Raw genomic sequence first — 15,512 nt, forward strand, 5'->3', positions numbered from 1 at the left:
TCCGCCCGGCGGAAGATTGCCGCGTTTCGATCCGGATGTTCCGAAACGCAAGAACATCCGCGAGGTCGACGAGATTCTGGCGCACGCCAATGCCATGGCGTTCTACGCGCTGGAGCCGCCGAGGCGCGATACGTCATGACAACGGTGCAGGCCCGGCGGACCTCGAAAAGCAAAGCATCTCAACGGTTTAATGGCTAGGCGGGCTAAAATCCGGGCGTGGCGACAACCCCTGCTGTCCGGAAGTGCCGTTGCCGGTTTGATGGCGAAGCCGGCCGAAATTGCCTCGCTTGCTTCAGACCGCGCCAGCCCTCATCATATACCCGGCCTCGCTTTGATGGCCGGGAGGAGAATGGGTGCCGGCGGAAGCGACGCGAAAAATTCGCGAGACGGCGAGCGATCCCGAATTCGGGCCGTGGCTGGCGCAGGCCTCGATCCTGGTGGTCGACGACGAACCGGGAATGCGCAATTTCCTCATGCGCACGCTTGGGCCCCGCTGCAAACGGCTCGACGAGGCGACCGACACCGAGGAGGCCTCCCGCAAGCTCGACGCCCACCATTTCGACGTGGTGATCCTCGACAACGTCATGCCGGGCAAGAACGGCGTCGACTGGCTGGCCGAGCAGCGGGCCATCGGCTTCTTCGCCGACGCGATCCTGATGACTGCCTATGCCGATCTCGAAACGGCGATCCAGGCGCTGCGCGCCGGCGCCGTGGATTTCGTGCTGAAACCGTTCCGGTCCAACCAGCTCCTCAACGCGGTGGCGCGCTGCCTCGACCGCGTGCGGCTGCAGCGGGAGAATTATGTGCTGCGCTACGAGTTGCGCTCGACCTCCGACCACATTTTGCTGCGCGACAAGCTGATCGGCGAGTCGCCCGCCATCCGCCAGGTGCGCGACACCATTGCCCGCGTCGCGCCGCTGCCCACCTCCGTGCTGCTCACCGGTTCGTCGGGCACCGGCAAGGAGGTCGCGGCGCGCTCGCTGCATTCGCTGTCCGACCGGTCGGAAAAACCGTTCGTTCCGGTGAACTGCGCGGCCATCCCGCCGGACATGATCGAGACCGAACTGTTCGGGCATTTGAAAGGCGCCTTCACCGGCGCGGAGGCCAGCCGCGAGGGGCTGTTCGTGCATGCGCAGGGCGGCACGCTGTTCCTCGACGAGATCGGCGAACTGCCCATTGCCACGCAGAGCAAGCTGCTGCGGGCGCTGGAGGACCGGCGCGTCCGGCCGGTCGGCTCGGAGCGCGAGATCCCCGTCGATGTGCGCTTCATTTTCGCCACTAATGCCGACCTGTCCAAGGAGGTCGAGAAGGGTCGCTTCCGCTCCGACCTGTTCTTTCGCATCAACGTCATGCAGATCCACCTGCCGCCGCTGAAAGACCGTGGCGACGACGTGCAGGATCTTGCCACGCTGTTCATGCGAAAGCTCTCGCAGCAGCTCGGCATGCCGCCGGTGCCGATCGGCGACGGCGTGCGCGCCGCGCTCGCCCGCTACGACTGGCCGGGCAATGTTCGCGAGTTGCGCAACCTCATCGAGCGCACGCTTATCCTCGGAAAGTTTCCCGAGGGATTCGGCTCCGGCAGCGACCGCGCCGTCGCCGATACGGCGCAAAGCCTGGCTGACCTGGAGCAGCGCCACATCCTCTCGGTGCTGAAGGAGACCGGCGGCAATCGTGACGAGGCGGCGCGGCGGCTGGGCATCTCGCGCAAGACCATCGACCGCAAATGCGCATCCTGGAATGTCTGACGAAGCGGCTGAGGTGGCGAAAGGCGGGCGCGGCGGCTCGATCCGGTTCAAGCTTCTCGCCATCGCGCTGCTGCCAACGCTGGTCATCCTGCCGCTGCTGCTCGGCATCACCATCGTCCGCTGGAACGCGAAGTTCGACGCGACGCTGATCACCAAGGTCAATGGCGACCTGACGATCGCGCACCAGTATCTGTCGCGCATTCTCGAAAACACCGGCGAGCACATCGCCGCGCTCGGCAATTCGGCCCGGTTCCGGGATGTCACCGCGGAGGACGCGGCCGCGATGTCCGATCTCCTCGAAACGAGCCGCAGGGATCTCGGCCTCGACTTCCTCTATCTGGCCGATCGGGACGGCGCGGTGCTGGCTTCCGCTCCGGTGCTTGCCATGCCGTCGCCAAAAAATGACTGGCCGGTCATCGTCGCGGCATTTTCGGGAAAGTCCTCGACGGCAATCGACATTTTCGACAATGCCGAGCTTGCCGGCATCTCGTCAGCGCTGGCGGAGCGTGCCCGCCTTGAGCTGGTGCCGACGCCCAACGCTGTATCCACCGACCGCAGCGTCGAGACGCGCGGCATGGTGGTCCATTCGGCCAGCCCCGCCAGCCTCGGCGATGGGCGCCAGGCGGCGCTGGTCGGCGGCATATTGCTCAACCAGAACCTCGTCTTCATCGATACGATCAACGACCTCGTCTACCGCGAAAAGAGCCTGCCGGAGGGCAGCCAGGGAACCGCGACGCTGTTCCTCGAAGACGTGCGGATCAGCACCAATGTCCGGCTGTTCGAGGGCCGCCGCGCGCTCGGCACCCGCGTCTCGGCAGCGGTGCGCGCCAATGTGCTGGACGAGGGAAAGGTCTGGCTGGACAGCGCCTTCGTCGTCAACGACTGGTACATCTCCGCCTACGAACCGATCACCGACAGTTTTGGCAAGCGCGTCGGCATGCTTTACGTCGGCTTCCTCGAGGCGCCGTTCACCCGCGCCAAATACGAGACGCTACTGATGATCGCGCTGGCTTTCCTCGCCATCACGGCGGCCAGCGTGCCGATCTTCCTCTATTGGGCGCAAGGTATTTTTCGGCCGCTGGAGCGCATGACCGGCACCATCGCCAAGGTCGAGACCGGCGATCTCGGCGCTCGCACCGGGCTTTCGCTGGCGCGCGACGAGATCGGCCGCGTCGCACTGCATCTCGACCATCTGCTCGACCAGTTGCAGGAGCGCGACCGCCAGTTGCGCGAATGGAACGACGAGTTGAATGCGCGGGTAGACGAGCGGACACGCGAGTTGCAGCTTGCCAACCGCCAGTTGGAGGCGACGACCAAGCAGTTGATCATGTCGGAAAAACTCGCCGCGATCGGCGAGATTACCGCCGGCGTCGCCCACGAGATCAACAATCCGGTCGCCGTCATGCAGGGCAATCTTGAAGTCGCGCGCAATTTGATGGGCGACCGCGCCGATCTGGCGCGCACCGAGTTCCGGCTGCTCGACGAGCAGATCCAGCGCATCAGCCAGATCGTCACCAAGCTTTTGCAATTCGCCAAGCCGGAGGAATATGCGGGTTACGTCGAGCGCCACGCGCCGCGCGACGTGATTTCCGACTGCCTCCCTCTCGTGCGGCACCTGCTCGAGAGAGCGAGGATCGAGGTGTCGCGGCAGGACAGCGCCGAAAGGCTGGTGCTGATGAACCGCACCGAACTGCAGCAGGTGCTGGTCAACCTGATCGTCAACGCCATTCATGCCATGCCGGATGGCGGCCGGCTTTCGCTGCGCACCAGTGACGAGGACAGGAACGGCAGGCCTGGCGTCGCCATCGAGGTGGCGGACACCGGCGTCGGCATGACCGGCGAGGTGCTGGAGAAAGTCTTCGATCCGTTCTTCACCACCAAGCGCCAGCAGGGGACCGGGCTCGGCCTGTCGATCAGCCAGACGCTGGTCACCCGCCAGGGCGGACGGATATCGGTGGAGAGCGAGCCGGGCAGGGGCACCAGCTTCGAGATATGGCTGCCCGAGGCATCGTGAGGCGCCGGACATTTTGTCCGGGCGTTCCGGACAGAATGTCCATCAAACCGGCCGATCATTCGATAAGCATTTGAAATCGTTAATCGCGGCATCTGGCACAGCGGTTGCTAGGGTTCGTCCGTAGGAAACGGGAGGACTGCATGTCACCAGAAAACAGGGGCGCCTAGCCCGATCGAACCGGCCTGGACCCTGGAGGCGGGCGACAGCCGGCGGAGAAGCGCGGCGGCGGACCGAACAAGCCGCGCGGCACAATCAGATGACCAACTGGACAACCGCCGGACGGGGCTCTGGCGGAACGGAGGAGATTTGCATGTCCACGACCACAGACACATTTTCAGGCGGCATGGGCGGCGTAGGGTTGCTCGACCGCGAGCGGATCGTCGCCAGGCCCGGCTTCAACCGCTGGCTGGTTCCGCCGGCCGCGCTGGCCATCCATCTCTGCATCGGCATGGCCTATGGCTTCAGCGTCTTCTGGCTGCCGCTGTCGCGCGCCATCGGCGTCGCGCAGCCGGTCGCCTGCGCCGACCTCAATCTGTTTTCAGCGCTGTTCACGACGAGTTGTGACTGGCGCGTCGCCGATCTCGGCTGGATCTACACGCTGTTCTTCGTGCTGCTCGGCTGTTCGGCGGCGATCTGGGGCGGCTGGCTAGAGCGCGCCGGGCCGCGCAAGGCGGGCGTCGTCTCGGCGCTGTGCTGGTGCGGCGGCATGGTGTTGGCGGCGATCGGCGTGATCACCCACCAGCTCTGGCTGATGTGGATCGGCGCCGGCGTCATCGGCGGCATCGGCCTGGGTCTCGGCTACATTTCGCCGGTGTCGACGCTGATCAAATGGTTTCCCGACCGGCGCGGCATGGCGACGGGCATGGCGATCATGGGTTTCGGCGGCGGGGCGATGATCGGCGCGCCGCTCGCCAACATCCTGATGAACTTCTTCAAGTCCCCGGAATCCGTCGGCGTCTGGCAGACGTTCCTGGTCATGGCGTCGATTTATTTCGTGTTCATGATGTGCGGGGCGTTCGGCTACCGTATCCCGCCGGCCGGATGGCGTCCCGACGGATGGACGCCCGCGGCCACGCAGAAGTCGATGATCACATCACGCCATGTGCACTTGCGCGATGCCCACAAGACGAAACAGTTCTGGATGATCTGGATCGTTCTGTGCATGAACGTGTCGGCGGGCATCGGCGTCATCGGCATGGCGTCGCCGATGCTGCAGGAGATTTTTGGCGGCCGCCTGCTCGGCCTACCTGAACTCACCTTTAACGACCTGTCGGCGGAACAGAAGACGGCAATCGCGGCGATTGCCGCCGGTTTTGCCGGGCTTTTGTCGCTGTTCAACATCGGCGGCCGATTCTTCTGGGCGTCGCTGTCGGACAAGATCGGCCGCAAGACCACCTACTACACCTTCTTCATCCTCGGCATCGCGCTCTATGCCTTGGCGCCAACCGCGGCCGGCATGGGCAGCCAGGTGCTGTTCGTGGCGATCTTCTGCATCATCCTCTCCATGTATGGCGGCGGCTTCGCGACGATCCCGGCCTATCTTGCCGATATCTTCGGGACCCAGTTCGTCGGAGCGATCCACGGCCGGCTGCTGACGGCCTGGGCGACGGCCGGAATTTTGGGCCCGGTGGTGGTCAACTATATCCGCGAGTTCCAGCTTGCCGCCGGGGTTCCGCGCGAACAGGTGTATAATTTCACCATGTATATCCTGGCCGGCATGCTGCTGCTCGGCCTGATCGCCAACATGCTGGTCAAGCCGCTGGCCGAAAAGTGGTTCATGCCGGACGCGGAGGTTGCCGCGCTCCAGGCGAAGTCGGCGGCGGCGCAGGCCGGGCCGTCGGGCTCCTTCGGCATCGGCAAGGGCGGGCTTGATGGCAAGGCCATGCTCGCCTGGGCAGGTGTCGGCATCCCGATCCTGTGGGGCGTCTGGGTCACCTTGAAGAGCACCGCCGCGCTGTTCTGACCGCGCGTTCCCTCCCCTTGCGGTCAAACCCTCCGGCGCCTTGCACGCCGGAGGGTTTTTCTTTGGCGCGAAGACGTCGTCACGGCAGTTTGAAAGCCGCGACCGGTCCGGAATGCTATGATTGCCAGCATGACGCTCGCAGCAGCGAGTCGCCGGTGGTGCCGGTGGTCAAATGAATGTGATCCGGGCGATCCGCGTAACAGATCGGCGTTGGTGATCGTACCTGGGGCACAATCCCGAATGAAGGTGCGAGCATGATCACACGTCGATTTCTACTGAAGGGCGCGGCCGGCGTCGCCATCGCGACCGCTGCCGCCGGCCCGGGATCGGTCCTTGCCGCCCAGGCCTTCGAGGTCACGCATACGGAAGAAGAGTGGCGCAAGCTGCTGACGCCGGCACAGTTCGCGGTTTTGCGGCAGGCCGATACGGAGCGCCCTTTCACCAGCCCGCTTAACGACGAACATCGCCGGGGCAATTTTGCTTGCGCGGGATGCGATCTCGACCTGTTCTCGTCGACGACAAAATTCGACAGCGGCACGGGCTGGCCAAGTTTCTGGGCGCCGCTTGAGAAGGCGGTCGGTACCGAGGACGACACGTCGTTCGGCATGGTCCGCACCTCGGTGCATTGCGCCCGCTGCGGCGGGCATCTCGGTCATGTCTTCGACGACGGCCCGCAGCCGACCGGGCTGCGCTATTGCATGAACGGCGTCGCGATGCGCTTCAAGCCGGCCGCGGCCTGACGGCATTCCTGCTGAAACCCCCTTTTTTCGGAGACGATCGATGACCCCGCGGATACTCACCAGATATGGCACGCGGTTTCCGGCCCATGCCCTCGCGGCGATGCTGGCGGTTTTTGGCGCGGTCGCAGCTTCGCCATCGTCGGCACAGGAAGGCATCGCCATTCCGCCGCCCGCCCGTGATGAACCGGCCGGACAAGCCAAAACCGAAACCGCGGTGCTGGCGGGCGGCTGCTTCTGGGGCGTGCAAGGCGTGTTTCAGCGCGTCGCGGGTGTGACCAACGCTGTATCGGGTTATGCCGGCGGCGAAAAGGATGCTGCGCATTACCAGACAGTCAGTTCGGGAGGCACCGGCCATGCGGAATCGGTGAAGATCACCTTCGATCCGTCGAAGATCAGCTACGGCAAGCTCCTGCAGGTGTATTTCTCGGTGGCGCACGACCCGACCGAGCTCAACCGTCAGGGGCCGGATGTCGGCACGCAATACCGCACGGCGATCTTCCCGGAGAACGAGGAGCAGGCAAGGATAGCCAAGGCCTACATTGCGCAACTCGACCAGGCCCGGGTGTTCAACGCTGCGATCGTCACCAGTATCGAGCCCGGCCGCACCTTCTATCCGGCCGAGGACTATCATCAGGACTATCTGACGCTCAATCCGGGCCAGCCCTATATCGTCTACAACGACCTGCCGAAGATCGAGAACCTGAAGCGCATCTTCCCGGACCTCTACCGCGACGACCCGGCGCTGGTGTCGGAGGTGGGCGTGACCAATTAAGCAGCGGTCGTCATTCGTCGGACTGGCGGATTGCCGGAAAAGTCGGCTACCTACGCACCCCGTTCAATCAGGAACCGGTGCCCCGCTTCGTTCGGCTCGTTCTTCACCAGCCGATGACCGGCGTCATGGCAAAAGGCAGGAATGTCGATGACGGCAAGTGGGTCGGTGGTTTCCACCCAGAGCAGGCTCCCGGCCCGCAGGCCCTGGAGCCGCTTGCGCGCCTTGAGCACGGGGAGGGGACAGTTCAGGCCCTTGAGGTCGTAGACCTCGGCCTGATCCTCGGCTTGCCGTCCGTCCACGAGATCAGGTCGACCTAGCTGCCGAACAGGTTGGTGATGCGCTTGGCGGCGCGGCCGAGGAAGCCTGGCTTCTCGACCGGTGCCGCCGCCTCGACGACGGGTTCGGGCGGCGGCGGGTTCTTGGCTGCTTCAGCGGCGGCAATCTCGGCAGCCTTGGCGGCTTCCGCTGCGGCGATTTCGGCTGCCTTGGCGGCGGCCTTCTGCTCCTCCGCCAGCCGCGCGGCCGCGGCCTTCTCTTCGGCGATGCGCTTCTTCTCGGCCTCGGCAGCCTCGAGTGCCGCCATCTTGCGGCCGGCCGGCGAATCGATGCGGCCCATGCGGCTGGTCTGCACGACCGTTCCGGTCGCCGTCATCGACGGCGGCTCGATCGGCACGCGCTCGCCGCGCGCCCGCTTCTTGGTCCATTCGGAGACCACCTTGGCCTCCTGGATGCCCAAAATCGTCGGCTTCGGCGCCAGCGTGTCGCTTGATTTGACGGCACTGGCGAAGGCCGCCTCATAGCCTGACTGGTAGGACTGATACGCCATCTTCAGCGAATCGGGCTGTGCCACGACAGGGCAGGTGCCGGACGGCGAGAGCGAGGCGCCAGGGGCTGCCGCGTTGAACACGTAGCGCTTCTCGCAGACGTCGACCTTCGGCGGCGTCTTGGTGATCTCAAAATAGTCGTAGCCTTCCTTCAAATTCTTCCAGAAGGCGTAGTTGGGATCATCGCGATAACGCGCCATGTTGGCGGCCGTCATGCGGAACGGGTAGGACTGGATCTGGAACTCGGTCTGGCCGCCCTTGAAGGATTCCCGCGCGATCGCGTAGATTTCCGTCATCTGCGAATTGTTCATCGAGAAGCAGCCCGACGATGAGCAGGCGCCATGAACCATCAGGTTCGAGCCTGTCCGGCCATTGGCTCGGTCGTAGGCATTGGGATAGCCGATGTTGAAGGCCAGATGATATTTCGAGTTCGGGTTCATCTGACCCGGGCGGACCGTATAGAACCCTTCCGGCGACTGGCGGTCGCCCTCTATATATTTCGGCCCGAGCTTGCCCGACATCTTGCAGATTTCGTAGGACGCAAGCAGGTCGTAGCGGCCGTTGGTCTTCTGCTTCCAGATCTCGACCTTGTTCTCTTCCTTGAAGACCCGCGCGACGATTGGCGAGCCGCGCGCCATGCTCTTAGTGATCATGGTCTGCACGACTTTTTGCGGCAACGGCGCGTTGGCGTTGCCGCTGCTGCCGCCGCTCACCTCAAGCGTCGACTCGGTGCAGCCGGCCACGCCCAGCGCGAAAACCAGCAATCCGGCGCGTATCAGTCTGGTGGTCGTCAGTGTGGCGATCATCGGCATGCGTGTCGGTGTCAGTTCCGTATCTCTCGGCCGGGCGCATCTGGGCACCGGAGTCGGCAGAACCATAGATCGGTTAACCTTGAAATTTGATTACCGCAAGTCTTAACCGATAGTCCCGCCGCCTGATCATTGAAGCGAACGAGGCGGCGAATTTGTGGCGAAATCCTGTCGGCCTTTACAGGCTTCGGCCGATCGCCAAATACTTCTCCCGCCGCTGCTCGCGGAAATCCATGTTCGAGCCGGCGAAATCCGAAAACGCCTTGCCGATCACGTCGCCTGTCGCCTCGATCACCGCGTCGGGCGAGCGATGCGCGCCGCCGGTCGGCTCCGGCACGATGCCGTCGATGATCTTCATGTCGAGCAGGTCCTGCGCGGTGATCTTCATCGATGTCGCGGCATCGCGCGAGCGGGTCGTGTCGCGCCACAGAATCGAGGCTGCGCCCTCCGGCGAGATCACCGAATAGATGGCGTGTTCCAGCATGTAGACGCGGTTGGCGGTGGCGATCGCGATCGCCCCGCCCGAGCCGCCCTCGCCGATCACCACCGAGACCGACGGCACCTTCAGCGCCAGGCAGGCCGATGTCGAGCGGGCGATGGCCTCCGCCTGGCCGCGCTCCTCGGCGTCGACGCCGGGATAAGCGCCGGCGGTGTCGACCAGCGTCAGCAGAGGAATGCCGAAGCGGTCGGCGAGTTCCATCACGCGCACCGCCTTGCGGTAGCCCTCCGGGCGCGGCGAGCCGAAATTGTGCTTGAGCCGGCTCTTGGTGTCGGAGCCTTTCTCCTGGCCGAGCAGCGCCACCGGCTCGCCCCTGAAGCGGCCGAAGCCGGCGATGATGGCGTGGTCGTCGCCGAAGGCGCGGTCGCCGGCCAGCGGCGTGAAGTCGGTGATCAATTTCTCGACATAGTTGAGGCAGTGCGGCCGGTCGGGGTGGCGCGCCACCTGCACCTTTTGCCAAGGCGTCAGCGCCTTGTACACCTCGCGCAGCGCCTCCTTGGAGCGCTTCTCCAGCCGTCCAATCTCTTCGGCGACATCGACCGCCTCGCCATTTTCGGCGAGTTTCTTCAGTTCGATGATCTTGCCTTCGAGATCGGCAACCGGTTTTTCGAAATCGAGATAATTGTACATGCGCTCTCGGACGTGCGAGCCCGTCGAGTTGGGCCGTTGAACGGGGCTGGCGGCCGGAACGCCGCTGAAATCCGCCTCCACATACCGTCAGCCGGGCGTATCGGCAAGCGGATGATGGTCGTTGACGAGGCGCACCAGCCTTTCCTCCAGCACATGGGTGTAGATCTGGGTGGTCGAGATGTCGGCGTGGCCGAGCAGTTGCTGCACGGCGCGCAGATCCGCGCCGTTCTGGAGGAGATGGCTGGCGAAGGCGTGGCGGATGACATGCGGCGAGATTTTCGCCGCCGATATCCCGGCGCGCGCCGCCAGGGCCTTGAGATCCCTCGCGAAAACCTGGCGGGGCAGGAAGCCGGTGTCGGAGGCGGCGGGAAACAGGAACGAGCTTTCGGCGAAGGCCGGCGCCTTTGCCCGGACGGCATGCCAAGTCTTCATGGCGATGCGCGCCTTCGGCGATAGCGGCACCATTCGTTCCTTGTTGCCCTTGCCGGTGACGACGAAGAAACGCTCGTCGCGCAGTGCGACGGAAAGCGGCAGGCCGACCAGCTCCGAGACACGCAGGCCTGTGGCGTAGAGCACCTCGACCAGCGCATGCATGCGGGTGGCGGCGAGGTCGTGCGGCTTTTCCGCGGCTTCGGTGGCGGCCCGGTCGAGCAGGCGCGACGTCTCGGCCTCGCCGAGCGTCTTCGGCAGCGGCCGGTCCTTTCGCGGCGCGTCCAGCGTGCCGGTCGGGTCATCCGGGCGAAGACCCTCGCTGTAGAGGAATTTGTAGAACTGCCGAAGCACCGAAAGTTTTCGCGCCTGCGAGGTTGCCGCGAAGCCTCTTCCGGCAATGTCGCCGAGATAGGCGCGCAGGTCGGCGGTGCCGGCATTGCCCAGATCGCCAATCGTCTCCGCCGCGTCGTCAAGGTCGCGGCGGTAGCTGGCGAGCGTGTTGGCGGCCGCGCCACGCTCCGCGCTCATCATCTCCAGAAAAGCCTCGATGCGGACGGAGTCTCTCATGGCGAAGGCTTTGTGTTCAGTCTGTCCAGGGGAATGTCGACGGTCATTTCGGTCTGGCGCGGCGTGACGAAAGTGGCGAGCGCAAACATCGCCGCGAAGACCAATGCGGCCAGGATGCCGATGATCGTCAGGAAGCGGAAGAGGGTCGGCATGGGCGACTCGGTCCCGTTACTCCCCGCCGCTTATCGCCCGCGACTCTTGGCAGTTCAAGTCCGGGGCGCGTATGCGAGAAGCAGCATTGCGTTGGGGGATGACCGGTCACCCGCCGCCATCGGGCGGCTATCCGGGCGCCGGCGCCTGCCCCTCCCAGCGCGGCAGACTTTCGTCGATGCACGCCCATCGCGGTGCCGAGGCGGCCCAGATCGTCGCCGCCGGCTGTGCGATATCGGGGTCGTCAAAGGTGCCCACCCGGACAAACACCAAATGCGGGCGGGACTCGGCCTCGCTGAACATGTGGGTGCCGCACACCGGACAGAAGCGCCGATGCATCCTGTTGCCGCTGTCGGCGACGCTGACGAAGTCGCGCAATTCGCCGGTGACCGACAATGCCTCCGACGGAAAGCAGGTGCTGACGGCCGCATTCCCCGTCGCAAAATACTGGCAAACCCGGCACCAGCACAGCCGCGTGATGATTGGCTCGGCATCAGTCCGATAACGGACGGCTCCGCACAGGCATCCCCCGGAGATCATTCGCGCTTCCTCTCGTCACATCGGACGCCCAATTGTCCTCCCCCGTCATGGCCCGCGAGGGCCATCCAACCCAAGTCAGCGCATGAATCCCGGTATGCCCAGTGGGTTGTCCTGCATCGCCGCCCTGTCGGGTGTGTCGATCGCCGGCTTGGCAGTGATGATCGCAAACAGCCGGCGCACATAGTCCTCCGGCATGTCGAGCGTGATCAGCACCAGCCGCACGCCCCGCGTCCCGTCCGGCCAGGACGGCAGCCGCGCCGGCGGGTGCAGCGTGCGCTGCACGCCGTGGATCACCAGCGGTCGCCTCGGATCCTCGCGTAGCTCGATGATGCCCTTCATGCGCAGCAGTTTTTCGCCATGCACGGACAGCAGCAGGTCGAGGAACATCTCGACCGCCGAATAGGGCACCGGCTCGTCATGGATCAGCGAGAAGGATTTTATGCGCTCGTCATGGGCGTGATGGTGATGGTTTTTGTGATCGTGATCATGATGATCGGGGCCGTCATGGTGATGCCCGTGGTGGTCGTGCTCATGGTGGCCGTGCCCATGATGATCGTGGCCATGATCGTGGTGGCGATCTTCTGCGGCCTCGCCCAGCCAGCGGCGGACATCCGCCGTCTTGGTCGCCGGATCGTAGAGGCCGCAGGCGAGCACGCTTGCGGCCCCGGCGTCACGCACGTCAAGCATCGCGGCATTGGGGTTGAGTAGCCGCAGCCGCCGCTTCAACACCTCCAGATCGGCCGGGTCCGCGACCAGATCGGCCTTGGTGACGACCAGCCGGTCGGCCACCGCCGCCTGCTTCACCGCCTCGACGTGCTTGTCCAGCGTCGCCGCGCCATTCACCGCGTCGACCAGCGTGATCACGCCGTCCAGCCGGAACGCCTGCACCAGCACGGGATGCGCCATGATCGATTGCAGCACAGGCGCCGGGTCGGCGAGCCCCGTGGTCTCGATGACGACGCGCGCCAGATTGTCGATGCGGCCGGTCTGCACGCGGTCGATCAGGTCGGCCAGCGTATCGACCAGTTCGCCGCGCACCGTGCAGCACAGGCAGCCGTCGGAGAGCTCGATGACGCCGTCCGACGCCTGGTCGACCAGCAGGTGGTCGATCGCCACGTCGCCGAACTCGTTGACGATCGCGGCGGTGTCCTTCAGCGCCGGGTCCTTCAGCAGCCGGTTGAGCAGGGTCGTCTTGCCGGCGCCGAGAAAGCCGGTCAGCACCGAGACGGGAATGGGAAAATCGGTCACGGACAAGCCTGCGGCAGTTCGGGTTGGGATCGGAAGTGGGGAAGCGCCGAGACTATTGCAAGGCCATGCTGGCGTCGCCCTGTTCCACGGTCCTCAGCCCGGGCACCGGCATGTCGGGCCGCCAGGTCGGGATCGGCACGTCCGCCGCCTCGGCGGCGGCCATCGCCTTGGCCGCCGGCCCCTGCGCGCCGCCCAGTTGGATCGGCACCAGCCTGCGCGGACGCGGCAGGTCGGCGGAATAGATCGGCTGAGGCATCACCGCCCTGCCGGCCTTCACCGCGGCGACCAGTTCCTTGTATTTCTTGGCGCGCGCGGCGCGGGCCTTTTTCGAGCAGAGCTGGCCGGTCATGTCGACCGGCACGTTCGGCCCGGTTTCCGTCCGCTTGAGTTCGGCAATGGTCGGTCCTGTGCCCGGCGCGGAGGCAAACCCGCGCGATAGCATGTCGGCCGCCTCCTCGTCGCGGGCCTCGATGGTCTCGCCGCCGACCACGATCGCCATCAGCGTACGGCCGTTGCGCGTCGCTGACGCGACGAGGTTGAAGCCCGCCGGACAGGTGTAGCCGGTTTTCATGCCGTCGGCGCCATCATAGCGCGCCAGCAGATTGTTGTGGCTCGGCAACTCCTTGCCGTCGGAGAGCAGGCCCTCGATGGAAAAATAGTCGGAATATTGCGGGAAATCGTGGCGCAGCGCCTCGGTCAGGATCGCGAGGTCGTGAACCGACGTGTATTGCTGCTCGTCATGCAGCCCATGCTGGTTCACCCAGTGCGAATCATTCATGCCGAGCCGCTTCGATTCGGCGTTCATGCGTGCTGCGAATGCGGCCTGCGAGCCCGCCACGCTCTCGCCGATGGAGCGGGCGACGTCATTGGCCGACTTGACCATGATGATCTTCAGCGCGTTGTCGAGCGTCAGCACCGAGCCCGGCGGGTAGCCCATCTTGCTCGGCGGCAGTTGGGATGCGGCCTTCGAGATGCGCACGGGCGAGGAGAACGTCACCTCGCCCGCCTGGATCGCCCGGAACACGACATAGGTGGTCATCAGCTTGCTCAGCGACGCCGGATACCAGCGCTGGAACGGGTCGTCGCTCTCGATGACCCGGCCGGTCGCCACGTCGAAGAGGATCGACGGATTTGCCGAGGCCGGAACGGCCTGCAAGGCGGTGGAGACGGCAGCGCCAAACAGCAGGGAAAGAAGGGTTTTTCGCATCATCGTTTCGGAAATAGCCTCTTGCCGTGAACGATAGTAGGTCAATAAGCTCGCGCCGTGCGTCGGCAGGGGCGAAGCCAACGCCACCGGAAGGTGCTATTTAGCCTATGTGACGCCAAAATGGCAAAACCCGCATGGCGACGCAGTCATGAGGGGAAACGAGCGGAAATGGAATCTATAAAATGCCGATACTGAATCGCGCCGCCGAATTGCAGGACGAAGTGGCCGGCTGGCGACGACATATCCACCAGAACCCGGAACTGCAGTATGACGTGTTCGAAACCGCGCGTTTCGTCGAGCAGAAGCTGAAGGAGTTCGGCTGCGACGAGGTCGTGCCCGGCATCGGCCGCACCGGCGTGGTGGGCATCATCAAGGGCAGGCTGGGCGACGGCGGCGTGGTCGGCCTGCGCGCCGACATGGACGCGCTGCCGATCCGCGAAATCACCGGCAAACCGTACGCCTCGAAGAACCCCGGCAAGATGCATGCCTGCGGCCATGACGGCCACACCGCCATGCTGCTCGGCGCGGCGAAATATCTCGCCGAGACACGCAATTTCGCCGGATCGGTCGCCGTGATCTTCCAGCCGGCGGAGGAGGGTGGCGCCGGTGGTCTCGCCATGGTCAAGGACGGCATGATGGACCGCTTCGGCATCCAGAAGGTCTACGGTATGCACAATATGCCGGGCCTGCCGCTCGGCCATTTCGCCATTCGTCCGGGTCCGATCATGGCGGCGACCGCCGAATTCACCATCACCGTCAAGGGCCGCGGCGGCCATGCCGCCCAGCCGCACCGCACCATCGATCCGATCGTGGTGGGCAGTCATCTGGTCGTGGCGCTGCAGACCATCGCCTCACGCTCGACCGATCCGGTCGATTCGCTGGTGGTGACGGTGACGAAATTCCATGGCGGCGACGCCTATAACGTCATACCCGAGCAGGTGGAGATCGCCGGCACGGTCCGCACCTTGCGCAAGGAGGTTGCCGCCGGCGCGCAGGACCGCATGAAGACCATCTGCGACGGCATTGCCGCCAGCTTCGGCGCGTCCATCCATTTCGACTTCGACGCCAACTATCCGGTGACGGTCAACGACGCCGAACAGACGGTTTTCGCGGGCGACGTCGCCACCGTGATCGCCGGCGAGGCGCAGGTGCATCGCGGCATCCCGCCGCTGATGGGCGGTGAGGATTTTTCCTACATGTTGGAAGCTCGCCCCGGCGCCTTCATCTTCATCGGCAATGGCGAGAGCGCCAATCTCCACCACCCCGCCTATGATTTCAACGACGAGGTGATTCCGCATGGCGTGAGTTATTGGGTCAGGCTGGCGGAGACCTCGCTGGCCGCTTGAGCACTGGGGTCTCCGGCGGTTGGCAA

At 64.8% G+C, this 15,512-nt stretch carries 14 protein-coding genes; 6 read left to right on the forward strand and 8 right to left on the reverse strand.

The features are described 5' to 3' along the window. The first annotated feature begins 353 nt into the window (after positions 1-353). The 5 genes from ACH196_RS13850 to msrA all read left to right on the forward strand — a co-directional run bounded on the left by ACH196_RS13850 (position 354) and on the right by msrA (position 7,234). Positions 354-1,745 carry a sigma-54-dependent transcriptional regulator gene (locus tag ACH196_RS13850; RefSeq protein ID WP_396647488.1) on the forward strand — a complete coding sequence of 464 codons (1,392 nt, stop codon included), beginning with the start codon at positions 354-356 and terminating at the stop codon, positions 1,743-1,745. Beyond that, the gene (locus ACH196_RS13855) at positions 1,738-3,759 is read left to right on the forward strand and encodes a cache domain-containing protein (RefSeq protein ID WP_396647489.1); all 2,022 of its coding nucleotides are present in this window, start codon (positions 1,738-1,740) and stop codon (positions 3,757-3,759) included. Before ACH196_RS13850 ends, ACH196_RS13855 begins: the two co-directional genes overlap by 8 nt. A 310-nt stretch (positions 3,760-4,069) precedes the next feature. Continuing rightward, positions 4,070-5,722, forward strand: coding sequence for an OFA family MFS transporter (locus tag ACH196_RS13860; RefSeq protein ID WP_396647490.1), 1,653 nt, complete (start codon positions 4,070-4,072; stop codon positions 5,720-5,722). 254 nt (positions 5,723-5,976) lie between these two features. Further along, on the forward strand, positions 5,977-6,462 hold the full coding sequence (gene msrB, locus ACH196_RS13865; protein WP_396647491.1) for a peptide-methionine (R)-S-oxide reductase MsrB: 486 nt from the start codon (positions 5,977-5,979) through the stop codon (positions 6,460-6,462). A 40-nt stretch (positions 6,463-6,502) separates the two neighbouring features. Beyond that, a complete protein-coding gene (gene msrA / locus ACH196_RS13870; RefSeq protein WP_396647492.1) occupies positions 6,503-7,234 on the forward strand; it encodes a peptide-methionine (S)-S-oxide reductase MsrA in 732 nt (243 codons plus the stop codon). 50 nt (positions 7,235-7,284) lie between these two features. On the opposite strand, the gene ACH196_RS13875 is transcribed toward msrA, so the two are convergent. The 8 genes from ACH196_RS13875 to ACH196_RS13910 all read right to left on the reverse strand — a co-directional run bounded on the left by ACH196_RS13875 (position 7,285) and on the right by ACH196_RS13910 (position 14,140). Next, complete coding sequence (locus ACH196_RS13875) at positions 7,285-7,533, reverse strand: sulfurtransferase TusA family protein (RefSeq protein WP_396647493.1); 249 nt, start codon at positions 7,531-7,533, stop codon at positions 7,285-7,287. 14 nt (positions 7,534-7,547) lie between these two features. Next, positions 7,548-8,870, reverse strand: a complete 1,323-nt coding sequence (locus ACH196_RS13880; RefSeq protein ID WP_396647494.1) for a L,D-transpeptidase family protein — start codon at positions 8,868-8,870, stop codon at positions 7,548-7,550. Between the two features lie 175 nt (positions 8,871-9,045). Next, on the reverse strand, positions 9,046-9,996 hold the full coding sequence (locus tag ACH196_RS13885; protein WP_396647495.1) for an acetyl-CoA carboxylase carboxyltransferase subunit alpha: 951 nt from the start codon (positions 9,994-9,996) through the stop codon (positions 9,046-9,048). Between the two features lie 87 nt (positions 9,997-10,083). After that, on the reverse strand, positions 10,084-10,995 hold the full coding sequence (locus tag ACH196_RS13890; protein ID WP_396647496.1) for a site-specific tyrosine recombinase XerD: 912 nt from the start codon (positions 10,993-10,995) through the stop codon (positions 10,084-10,086). Beyond that, on the reverse strand, positions 10,992-11,147 hold the full coding sequence (locus tag ACH196_RS13895; RefSeq protein WP_396647497.1) for a histidine kinase: 156 nt from the start codon (positions 11,145-11,147) through the stop codon (positions 10,992-10,994). The genes ACH196_RS13890 and ACH196_RS13895 overlap by 4 nt, the downstream gene beginning before the upstream one ends. Before the next feature lie 127 nt (positions 11,148-11,274). Beyond that, positions 11,275-11,685 (reverse strand): GFA family protein, encoded by a 411-nt coding sequence (locus ACH196_RS13900; RefSeq protein WP_396647498.1) that lies wholly within the window; start codon positions 11,683-11,685, stop codon positions 11,275-11,277. 75 nt (positions 11,686-11,760) lie between these two features. Beyond that, positions 11,761-12,933 (reverse strand): CobW family GTP-binding protein, encoded by a 1,173-nt coding sequence (locus tag ACH196_RS13905; RefSeq protein ID WP_396647499.1) that lies wholly within the window; start codon positions 12,931-12,933, stop codon positions 11,761-11,763. Positions 12,934-12,985: 52 nt separating this feature from the next. Continuing rightward, the gene (locus ACH196_RS13910; protein ID WP_396647500.1) at positions 12,986-14,140 is read right to left on the reverse strand and encodes a D-alanyl-D-alanine carboxypeptidase family protein; all 1,155 of its coding nucleotides are present in this window, start codon (positions 14,138-14,140) and stop codon (positions 12,986-12,988) included. A 182-nt stretch (positions 14,141-14,322) separates the two neighbouring features. On the opposite strand from ACH196_RS13910, the gene ACH196_RS13915 reads away from it, so the two are divergent. Continuing rightward, a complete protein-coding gene (locus ACH196_RS13915; protein WP_396647501.1) occupies positions 14,323-15,486 on the forward strand; it encodes a M20 aminoacylase family protein in 1,164 nt (387 codons plus the stop codon). Positions 15,487-15,512: the final 26 nt, after the last annotated feature.

The organism is Mesorhizobium sp. IMUNJ 23232, assembly GCF_044326205.1.
Lineage (GTDB): Bacteria > Pseudomonadota > Alphaproteobacteria > Rhizobiales > Rhizobiaceae > Kumtagia.